General features: G+C 66.9%; 10 protein-coding genes. 2 read left to right on the top strand and 8 right to left on the bottom strand.

Annotated features, from left to right (window positions below; translation table 11 throughout):
• The 4 genes from H7J73_RS22530 to rimP all read right to left on the bottom strand — a co-directional run.
• A partial coding sequence (locus tag H7J73_RS22530; protein ID WP_264069899.1) for a translation initiation factor IF-2 N-terminal domain-containing protein occupies positions 1-338 on the bottom strand: 338 nt, incomplete at its 3' end.
• Between the two features lie 74 nt (positions 339-412).
• Positions 413-733 carry a YlxR family protein gene (locus H7J73_RS22525; RefSeq protein ID WP_264069897.1) on the bottom strand — a complete coding sequence of 107 codons (321 nt, stop codon included), beginning with the start codon at positions 731-733 and terminating at the stop codon, positions 413-415.
• A gap of 47 nt (positions 734-780) precedes the next feature.
• Positions 781-1,824 carry a transcription termination factor NusA gene (gene nusA / locus H7J73_RS22520; protein ID WP_264069895.1) on the bottom strand — a complete coding sequence of 348 codons (1,044 nt, stop codon included), beginning with the start codon at positions 1,822-1,824 and terminating at the stop codon, positions 781-783.
• On the bottom strand, positions 1,821-2,348 hold the full coding sequence (gene rimP, locus H7J73_RS22515) for a ribosome maturation factor RimP (protein ID WP_264069894.1): 528 nt from the start codon (positions 2,346-2,348) through the stop codon (positions 1,821-1,823). Before rimP ends, nusA begins: the two co-directional genes overlap by 4 nt.
• Positions 2,349-2,500: 152 nt before the next feature.
• Between rimP and H7J73_RS22510 the strand changes: the two genes are divergently transcribed.
• Complete coding sequence (locus tag H7J73_RS22510; protein ID WP_264069892.1) at positions 2,501-3,052, top strand: hypothetical protein; 552 nt, start codon at positions 2,501-2,503, stop codon at positions 3,050-3,052.
• The gene (locus tag H7J73_RS22505) at positions 3,049-3,528 is read left to right on the top strand and encodes a ferritin-like domain-containing protein (protein WP_264069891.1); all 480 of its coding nucleotides are present in this window, start codon (positions 3,049-3,051) and stop codon (positions 3,526-3,528) included. The genes H7J73_RS22510 and H7J73_RS22505 overlap by 4 nt, the downstream gene beginning before the upstream one ends.
• Before the next feature lie 14 nt (positions 3,529-3,542).
• On the opposite strand, the gene H7J73_RS22500 is transcribed toward H7J73_RS22505, so the two are convergent.
• From H7J73_RS22500 to H7J73_RS22485, 4 genes are read right to left on the bottom strand one after another with little or no spacing between them, the layout of a single operon-like run.
• A complete protein-coding gene (locus H7J73_RS22500; RefSeq protein WP_264069890.1) occupies positions 3,543-5,297 on the bottom strand; it encodes a proline--tRNA ligase in 1,755 nt (584 codons plus the stop codon).
• A gap of 27 nt (positions 5,298-5,324) precedes the next feature.
• Positions 5,325-6,023, bottom strand: a complete 699-nt coding sequence (locus tag H7J73_RS22495) for a 4a-hydroxytetrahydrobiopterin dehydratase family protein (protein WP_308207439.1) — start codon at positions 6,021-6,023, stop codon at positions 5,325-5,327.
• A gap of 33 nt (positions 6,024-6,056) precedes the next feature.
• On the bottom strand, positions 6,057-7,541 hold the full coding sequence (locus tag H7J73_RS22490; RefSeq protein WP_264069889.1) for an MFS transporter: 1,485 nt from the start codon (positions 7,539-7,541) through the stop codon (positions 6,057-6,059).
• A 57-nt stretch (positions 7,542-7,598) separates the two neighbouring features.
• Positions 7,599-9,176, bottom strand: coding sequence for an MFS transporter (locus tag H7J73_RS22485; RefSeq protein ID WP_264069887.1), 1,578 nt, complete (start codon positions 9,174-9,176; stop codon positions 7,599-7,601).
• Positions 9,177-9,203: the final 27 nt, after the last annotated feature.

Raw genomic sequence — 9,203 nt, 5'->3', positions numbered from 1 at the left:
ACCGCCTTCACCGGCGCACCGGGCTTGGGGCCGGTCGAAGCCGGCGCGGCGGCAGCCGGCGCGGCACTGCTGGCAGCCGGGGCCGCCGGTGCGGGATTCGCTGCGGGGGCTGCCGGGGCGGCAGCGCCGTTACCTGCGGATCCATTGCCCCGTGAGGGGCCGGACGCGGCGGGCTTATTGCCGCCGAGTGCTTCACGCAACCGGCGCGCGACGGGCGCTTCGACGGTTGACGATGCTGATTTGACGAATTCGCCCTGTTCGCTCAACCGGGCGAGTACTTCCTTGCTGGTGACACCGAGTTCTTTAGCCAACTCGTGCACGCGGGCCTTGCCTGCCACTACAACTCCTGTCTAGGAGGCGACAGCAGTGGGCCGCGCCTCGGGTTTAGCTATGACGCATGGTCATCGAGACTTCACGGTGTGCTCATGTTCTTCGCTACCTGTTCTGTTGCCGGGTGGCCGAGCGCTTGCAAATGCTCTTCCACCGCGGAGGTGTCCGGTGAACCGGTGATTCGCAACGCTCGAGTGAGTGCTCGCCGCCGGATCGCTGTATGTAGACACTGTGGTTCGGGATGCAACCAAGCACCCCGCCCCGGAAGATTACCGGCAATGTCAACGATCACGGCATTTCCGCCGTTCCCGTCCGACACCGCCACCATACGAAGCAATTCGACGGCCAACTCTCGCTTCCGGCAGCCCACACAGGTGCGCACCGGTCCCTCGCGCTGGATCACGGTTCAGTCTACCGTCACGGATCGGTGGTTCTGAACCACCCGCCCAGCTAACGGTCTTGGCCGGCGCCCTGCGGCGCGGCGGGCCCGGACTCGTTCTCGGGTTCAGGCGCCGCATCACTGCGGATGTCGATGCGCCAGCCTGTCAGCCGGGCTGCCAGACGGGCATTCTGGCCCTCTTTGCCGATGGCCAGCGACAGCTGGAAGTCTGGCACCACCACCCGGGCGGCCCGCGCAGCCTGGTCGATGACCGTCACCGACACCACCTTGGCCGGCGACAGTGCGTTCGCGACGAACTGGGCTGGATCCTCGTCCCAGTCGATGATGTCGATCTTCTCGCCGGACAGCTCACTCATCACATTGCGCACCCGCTGGCCCATCGGACCGATGCAGGCGCCCTTCGCGTTGAGCCCAGCAACCTTGGATGCGACGGCGATCTTGGAGCGATGCCCAGCCTCGCGGGCGACCGCGACGATCTCCACCGACCCGTCGGCGATCTCGGGAACCTCGAGTGAGAACAGCTTGCGGACCAGCCCCGGGTGCGTGCGCGACAGCCTGATCTGGGGTTCGCGGGCACCGCGGGTGACACCGAGCACGAAGCACTTCAGCCGGTCGCCGTGTTCGTACTTCTCTCCGGGCACTTGCTCGGAGGTGGGGATCATCCCCTCGGAGGACTTGGTCTCGGTGCCTATCTGCAGCACCACGTCACCGCGGGCGTTGGCCCGGACATCACGTTGGATAACGCCGGTGACGATATCGCCCTCCCTGGCAGCGAACTCGCCGTAAACCTTCTCGTTCTCCGCGTCCCGGAAGCGCTGCAGCATCACCTGCCTGGCAGTGGTGGCGGCCACCCGGCCGAATCCCTCTGGGGTGTCATCCCATTCGCTGATCAATTGACCGTCGGCGTCGAGTTCGCGCGCCATCACCTTGACCTCGCCGCTCTTGCGGTCGATATCGATGGTGGCGTCGGCCTGGTGCCCCTCGGTATGACGGTAGGCCGTCATCAGCGCCGACTTGATGGTGTCGAGCAACTCTCCCGCCGGGATACCGCGATCGACCTCGATCGCGTGCAGCGCAGCCATATCGATATTCATGTTCCGGCCTCCGTTACAAGCTCTAACTCACGCTGGTTGGGCGGCGAAAATTCCACCTGCACAACCGCTTTGGTGATGTCGGCGAACGCCAACTCACGTACTCCCAATTGGTGCGGCTTGGGGCCGCGCACCACGAGACTCACTACCCCGTCTGCCATCCCGGCTATCCGGCCGATGATGGTGGAGCCGTCGGCCAGGTCGATGTCGACCAAGCGGGCGCGATTGCGCAGGAAGTGCTTCTCGGTGGTCAGCGGGCGCTCCACCCCTGGTGAACTGACCTCGAGCACATACTCGCTCTCCGCGACCTCCACGGTGTCCAGCAGATCCGAGGCAATCCTGGACAGCTCGGCGACGGCGTCCAGATCGAGAGGGGTATCACCGTCGGCAACGATCGTGATTCGCGGCGGCCGCATGGTCTCGGCAATGGTCACATCTTCGATTTCGTAACCTGCGCGCGCGAACTCTCCAGCGAGTAGCTCGATCACCTGCGACGGTGAGGGCAGTCCTCTGGACCGCTCGGTCACGGCGAGCTCCTCATCTTGAGTTGTCGGGTGATAATGGCGCCGCGGTGGACCGCGGACCAGCCATCAACGATACGCCAGGAAAATCGACCGCAATTGCAAACCAAGCGGGCCAGCGGGGCGGCGACCTCAGGACCGGATGGCAGGATGTGGCTGTGCACAGCGCTCCTCCCGTTGCCGATCGGGCATTCCGCCGGCGCGACGTGTTGGTCGGCGCGGCCGGAATTTTCGGCCTTGCACTGGTCGCGGGGACCGTCTCGGCCTGCGGTTCGGATGCTCCCCCGCCGGTGGACCCGCTGCAGTCTCAGGCGGAGCTCGCCGACTCAGACAGCGCGATGGCCCGCGCGGCGGCCACCGCTGCACCCCCGGCGCTGGTTCCGGCTCTCACTCAGGTGGCCTCGGAGCGGGCACAACACTCCCGCGCGCTGATGGAGGAAATCGCCAGGGCAGCGGGTCACCCGGCTCCGACCTCCTCGCAGACGTCGGAGACTTCCGGAGCCACCAGCGCGTCCCCCACCACCTCAGCCGTGGCGACTCCCCCTCCGTCGGTAACCGCGGTCATCGGCGCCCTCAAGCAGTCCGCATCCAGTGCGACCGCGTTGGCGACGACGTTGACCGGCTATCGCGCCGGCCTGCTCGGTTCGATCGCCGCCTCGTGCACGACATCGTTCACCGTCGGCCTGGACGTTCCGGAGCCGGCGCCGTGACCTCCGTCGAACCCGAACCTTCGCGCCCCTCGGCGGCCGACGCCGCGGCGCTCTACGACGCGCTGACCGCTGTGCACGCCGCCATCTACGGCTACGGGATCGTCTCGGCCCATTCCACGCCGGACGTGAACGACTTGGTGGCACAGGCGCTTTCGCAGCATCGCAGCCAACGAGAGACGTTGATCACCATGCTGTCCGCCCATTCGGTGGCGGCGCCGCTGGCCGCCGCGGGTTATCGACTGCCGATGGCGGTCGACGACCCGACGGCAGCGGCGAACCTCGCCGTGCAGATGGAGAACGACGCCGCGGTGGCGTGGCGGGCGGTGCTCGAACAGGCCAAGCCGGATGCCGGCGCCGACGACGACCGCGCGTACGCTGTCGCGGCGCTGACGCAGTGCGCCCTGCTGGCCGCCCGCTGGAAGCAGGTCCTCAAGGCCTGGCCCGTCACCCAGGCCTTCCCCGGCGGGTCCGACTAGAGCCGCGTGGCCCGCTAACCGACCGTAGCGGCGATATCGGTAGCCGCCGAGGAGATCGCCAGTTCGCGGGTCTCGCCGGTGAACCGGTTGCGCAGTTCGAGGACGCCGTCGGCCCAGCCGCGGCCGACGACCACGATCCACGGCACCCCGAGCAGTTCGGCGTCCTTGAACTTGATCCCCGGGGAAGCCTTCCTGTCGTCGAGCAGGACCTCCACTCCGAGCCGGTCCAGATCGGCGGCCAGCGCCTCGGCACCGGTGCGTGCATCGGCATCTTTGTTGGCGATGACCAGATGGACATCGAAGGGCGATACCGCCGCGGGCCAACGCAGACCGAGCTCGTCGTGCTGCTGCTCGGCGATCACCGCCACCAGTCGCGACACCCCGACGCCGTAGGAACCCATGGTCAGCCGCAGCGGCTTACCGTCTTCACCCAGCACGTCGACGGTGAACGCGTCGGTGTACTTCTTGCCGAGCTGGAAGATGTGCCCGATTTCGATACCCCTGGCCGATACCAACGGGCCCGCACCGTCGGGTGAGGGATCGCCGTCACGCACATCGGCGGCTTCGATCGTGCCGTCCGCAGTGAAGTCCCTGCCTGCGACCAAACCCACGACGTGCTTGTTGGGCTCGTCGGCACCGGTGATCCAGGCGGTGCCGTCCACGATTCTCGGGTCGACCAGGTATCGAACACCGTTGGCCAACAGTGCTTTCGGGCCCACGTAGCCCTTGACCAAGAACGGGTTCTTGGCGAAGTCGGCGTCATCGAGCAGGGCATACTCGGCGGGGTCAAGCGCAGCGCCGAGGCGCTTTTCGTCGACCTCACGGTCACCGGGCACCCCGACGGCCAGCAGTTCCCACTCGCCGCCGGGCGCACGGACCTTGAGCAGCACATTCTTCAGCGTGTCCGCGGCGGTGACCTCTCTGCCCTCGAACTGGGGAAGGCCGGCACTGTTGGCCCAGTCCACCAGAGTCGCGATGGTGGGCGCGTCCGGGGTGTCGTGCACGACGGCCTCGGGCCGACCTTCGGTGGGCAGCGTCTCCGGCACCCGGGTGATGACGGCCTCGACGTTGGCCGCATAACCCGATTCCAGGCATCGCACGAAGGTGTCCTCGCCGACCGGGCTCTCGGCGAGGAATTCCTCGGATGCACTGCCACCCATCGCCCCCGACACAGCCGAGACGATGACGTAGCGGATGTCGAGTCGGCTGAAGATCTTCTGGTAGGCCTCACGGTGTGCGTGATAGGCCGTCTTGAGGCCGTCTTCGGCGGTGTCGAACGAGTACGAGTCCTTCATGATGAACTCGCGCCCGCGCAGGATGCCGGCCCGCGGCCGGGCCTCGTCGCGGTACTTGGTCTGGATCTGGAACAGGATCAGCGGGAAATCCTTGTACGAGCTGTACTCCCCCTTGACCGTCAGCGTGAAAAGCTCTTCGTGGGTTGGGCCCAGCAGGTAATCGTTGTCACGACGGTCCTTGAGTCGGAACAGACCCTCGCCGTATTCGGTCCAGCGGTTCGTCGTCTCGTACGGCGCCCGCGGCAGAAGTGCGGGGAACAGGATCTCCTGGCCGCCGATGGCCCTCATCTCCTCACGCACGATCGCCTCGATCTTGCGCAGCACCCGCAGCCCCAGCGGCAGCCAGCTGTACAGGCCAGGGCCGACAGGCCGGACATAGCCCGCCCTGATGAGCAGTTTGTGGCTGGGAACCTCGGCGTCTGCTGGGTCGTCACGAAGTGTTCGCAGGAAAAGTTCCGACATGCGGGTGATCACAGCGGGCCAGCCTACCCAGGACGGAAGTCAGTCCCTACCCTGCCAGGTGCAGATGCACGCCTCGTTGCCCTCGGGGTCGGCCAGCACCCAATACGCGGGCGCCGCGGAATCCTTGACCATGGTGCCGCCGGCGGCCAGGGCCGCCGCGATCCGGGCGGGGGCGCTGTCGTGCGGCACGTCGATGTCGAAGTGGATGCGGTTGCGCTGCGGGCGCGGGGCATCCATCTGCTGAAACCAGATCGTCGGTGACCGGTGTAACGGGTCGACCAGGGCACCACCCCCATCAGGCGAGTCGAGCGGCCCCGGTTCGTCTACGTAACCGGTGACGGCCTTCCAGAATGGCCGGATCGCGGCGATGTCGAGCGCGTCGATCGCGATCTCCAGCTCCTGCACGACGGCGTCGGTGCCCGGATTCGTCAGAAACCCTTGTCCGACAAGCGCTTCGGTGATCTGTCTGGCCAGCCTCAGATCACGGCCGGTAGTCGCGCCCGCCTGGGCATCCTGCAATCGCAGGACCGCCTGCCTGGACCTGACATCGATGTCGAGGTGCCGGTCGCCTTCGTTGCCCGCCGCGGTTGCAGCGATGGACGCAGCCGATGTCGCTGCGATCAGCGACGGCACCTGCACGTGGGTCTGGATCGCGCCGAGAATCAGCCGCCAGCCCAGCTCGGCAATGGCATCCGAGATCTCTTGGCGCGTGGGTTTGACGTCGTCCTGCATAGTCATTGCCCGCTCCTCCTCATCGGCCGCCGGGCGCTGTCAGAGCTCCCCGGCCTCGACGGCTTCCCTCGTGTGCTGCGCCCGAGCGATGTCGCGGGCGGAAAAGCCGATCCAGAACGCGCTGACGCCGACCAGAATTGCGATCGCGGCGACCCACAGTAGCGAATAGGTGTAGCCGTGGCCGAGCGCGTCGAGCTGTTTGTCGGTCATGTCCTTGACGGGACCCGTGGTGCCGCCCAGATACAGCGTCCGCGAGGTCTGCACCGCCTGGATGACCACCAGCACCAGTGGGCCGCCGAGGTTCTGCACCATCAGCGTGATCGCCGATACCGGTCCGATCTCCCGCGGACCCACCCCGGCGACGGCGCACAGCGGCAGGATCACCGAGATCACGCCGATCCCGAAGCCGCCGAGCACGATCGGCACCACCAGGTCAGGGAAGTACGGGATGCTGCGGTCCAGCGTCGAGCCGTACAACATCGCGGCGAGCACGAACAGGCCGCCACCGATGATCAACCAGCGCGGCGCCACCCGGGGCGCCAGACGCGCGGCCACCACGGTGCCCAGTCCCACGCCGATCGCGAACGGGATGAAGCAGATTCCGGCCCGCAACGCGGAGTAGCCCAGCACGTCCTGCACCAGCAGGCCGATCATCACGGTCACCGTCAGCAGCACACCGCCGCCGAGGAACAGCGAGATGAACGTCATCACCCGGTTGCGGTTGTCGAATACCTCGAACGGCACCAGGGGGTTCTCGGCGCTGCGCTCGACGATCAGGAAGGACAGGAAGAACACCGCCGCCGCCACGCCGGCGCCGATCACCCAGGGGTCCACCCAACCGCGCGGCGGGCCCTGCGTGAAGACCAGCACCGCGGCCGTGCATCCGAGGGTGGCCAGCAGGGCTCCGGTGATGTCGAGTTTGAGTCGCTCGTGCCTGGTCTCTGAGAGCCGCATGACCGCGACCGCGACGATGACGATGCCGATGGGCACGTTGATCAGGAACGCCAGCCGCCAGGAGATGACGGTCAGCGCACCGCCGAGGACGAGGCCGAGGACCGACCCGATGGCCTGCATGCCTGCCGACACCGCCATGGCCTGGTTGCGGGCATGCCCGACGGCGTAGGTGGTGGCGATCAGCGCCAACCCGGTAGGTGCTGCGACTGCGGCGCCGACGCCCTGGACGGCGCGCGCCGCGATCAGCGTGTACTCGTCATTGGCCAGCCCGCAGACCAGCGACGCGATGGTGAACACTCCGACACCGGAGATGAAGGCCCGTTTGTGGCCGATCGCGTCGCCGACTCGGCCGCCGAGCAGCAGCAGCCCGCCGAAAGCCAGCACGTAGGCCGTGATGACCCAGCTCTTGCCGGCGTCGGACAGATTGAGCTCGGCCTGCATCCGCGGCAGCGCGACGATGACGATCGTGCCGTCCAGCGTCGACATCAGCTGCATGCCGGTGATCGCAACGATGGCAATACCGACCACGCTGCTGGACAGACGCGTGACCGCACCCTCTCCGGCCGACATGAGAGATGACCCTACCGAGCGGTCAGAACACGGTCGAACCCGCTGCGGTCAGAGCGGTTAGAGCTCGCCCGCGTCGATGGCGTCCTTGACTTCTTGCGCGTGACCGACCTGCTCAGCGGTGTAGCCGATGAACAGCGCGACAGCACCGACCACCACCGCCACCGCGGCGACCCACAGCAGACCGTAGGTGTAGCCGGAATCCAGCGCGTGCATCTGCGCTTCGTTCATGTTCTTCACCGGTCCGGTGGTGCCGCCCAGGTACAGCGTCCGCGACGTGATGACAGCCTGGATGATCGCCAGCACGACGGGACCGCCCAGGTTCTGCAGCATCAACGCGATTGCCGACACGGGACCGATCTGGTCGAAGCCGACGCCGGCGATCGCCGAGACCATCAGCGGCACGACGATCATGCCGATACCGAGGCCACCGACCGTGATCGGGATGACGAGGTTCGGGAAGTACGGGATGCCGCCGTTGAGCGTGGAGCCGTACAGCATCGCGGCCAGCACCAGGACACCGCCGCCGATCACCAGGATCCGCGGTGGGAACCGGGAGACCAGGGCCGAAGACAGGCCGAGCCCGATCCCCAGAGCGATGACGAACGGGATGAAGCCGATACCGGCTTTGAGGGCGCTGTAACCCATGATGTCCTGCACGTACAGGCCGATGGTGACCGTGAGCGTGAACATGACGCCGCCGGCGAGAAACACGGCAGCGAAGGTCGCCAACCGGTTACGGTCGCGGAACAGGCTGAACGGTACGACGGGGTTCTCGGCGGATCGCTCGACGATGACGAATGCCAGGAACGCCACCGCCGCGATTGCTCCGGAGCCGAGAGTGATCGGGGTCAACCAGCCGTTCTCCGGCCCCTGCGAGAAGCCGAACACCGCGGCGGTACACCCGATGGTGGCCAGCAGGGCGCCCGCGGCGTCGAGCTTCATCCGCTCTTTGTTGGTTTCACGCAGCGTCTTGTGTGCCAGGTACAGCATCAGCAGCCCGATCGGGATGTTCACCAGGAACGCCAACCGCCACGAGACCTCGGTCAGGGCGCCGCCGACGACCAGGCCCATCACCGAGCCGACACCGGTCATCGCGGCGAACACCGCGGTGGCTGCGTTACGAGCCGGGCCCTTGGGGAATGTTGTCGCCACCAGCGCAAGGCCGGTCGGCGAGGCGATGGCCGCGCCGACACCCTGCAGCAGCCTGGCGATGACCAGCGTTGCTTCGTCCCAGGCCACGCCGCACAGCACGGACGCGATCGTGAACAGGGCGACGCCGACCATGAAGGTGCGCTTGCGGCCGATGGTGTCGCCGAGGCGCCCGCCGAGCAGCATCAGCCCGCCGAACGTGAGCACGTACGCGGTGATCACCCAGCTGCGGCCCGCATCGGAGAGGCTGAGCTCGTCCTGGATCTTGGGCAGCGCAACGATGGCGACCGTACTGTCCATGGTTGCCAGCAGCTGCATGCCGCCGATTGCGATAACCGCGGCGATGAAGCGCCGGGAAGGAAGCCATGCGGGAGAGGTTTTGCCGGACTGCCCGGGTGACCCCTCGAGGCGCGCAGGGAGCGCACGCTGCGGACTTGCCGCCGCACCGCCCGGCACCCCCCGCTCTGAGTCATTGAGAGCCGTCATAGCGGCCTACCCTACAGTAATATTAAG

The sequence above is a fragment of the Mycolicibacterium komossense genome, from assembly GCF_025822605.1.
GTDB lineage: Bacteria > Actinomycetota > Actinomycetes > Mycobacteriales > Mycobacteriaceae > Mycobacterium > Mycobacterium komossense.
The sequence above is the reverse complement of the archived record's forward strand: the minus strand, read 5'-3'. Positions and strand labels throughout refer to the sequence as shown.

Excerpts from the sequence above, each read along its gene's own strand:
- nusA (WP_264069895.1), bottom strand. The coding sequence starts at position 1,824 with ATGAATATCGATATGGCTGCGCTGCACGCGATCGAGGTCGATCGCGGT.
- H7J73_RS22495 (WP_308207439.1), bottom strand. The coding sequence starts at position 6,023 with ATGACTATGCAGGACGACGTCAAACCCACGCGCCAAGAGATCTCGGAT.
- H7J73_RS22490 (WP_264069889.1), bottom strand. The coding sequence starts at position 7,541 with ATGTCGGCCGGAGAGGGTGCGGTCACGCGTCTGTCCAGCAGCGTGGTC.
- H7J73_RS22485 (WP_264069887.1), bottom strand. The coding sequence starts at position 9,176 with ATGACGGCTCTCAATGACTCAGAGCGGGGGGTGCCGGGCGGTGCGGCG.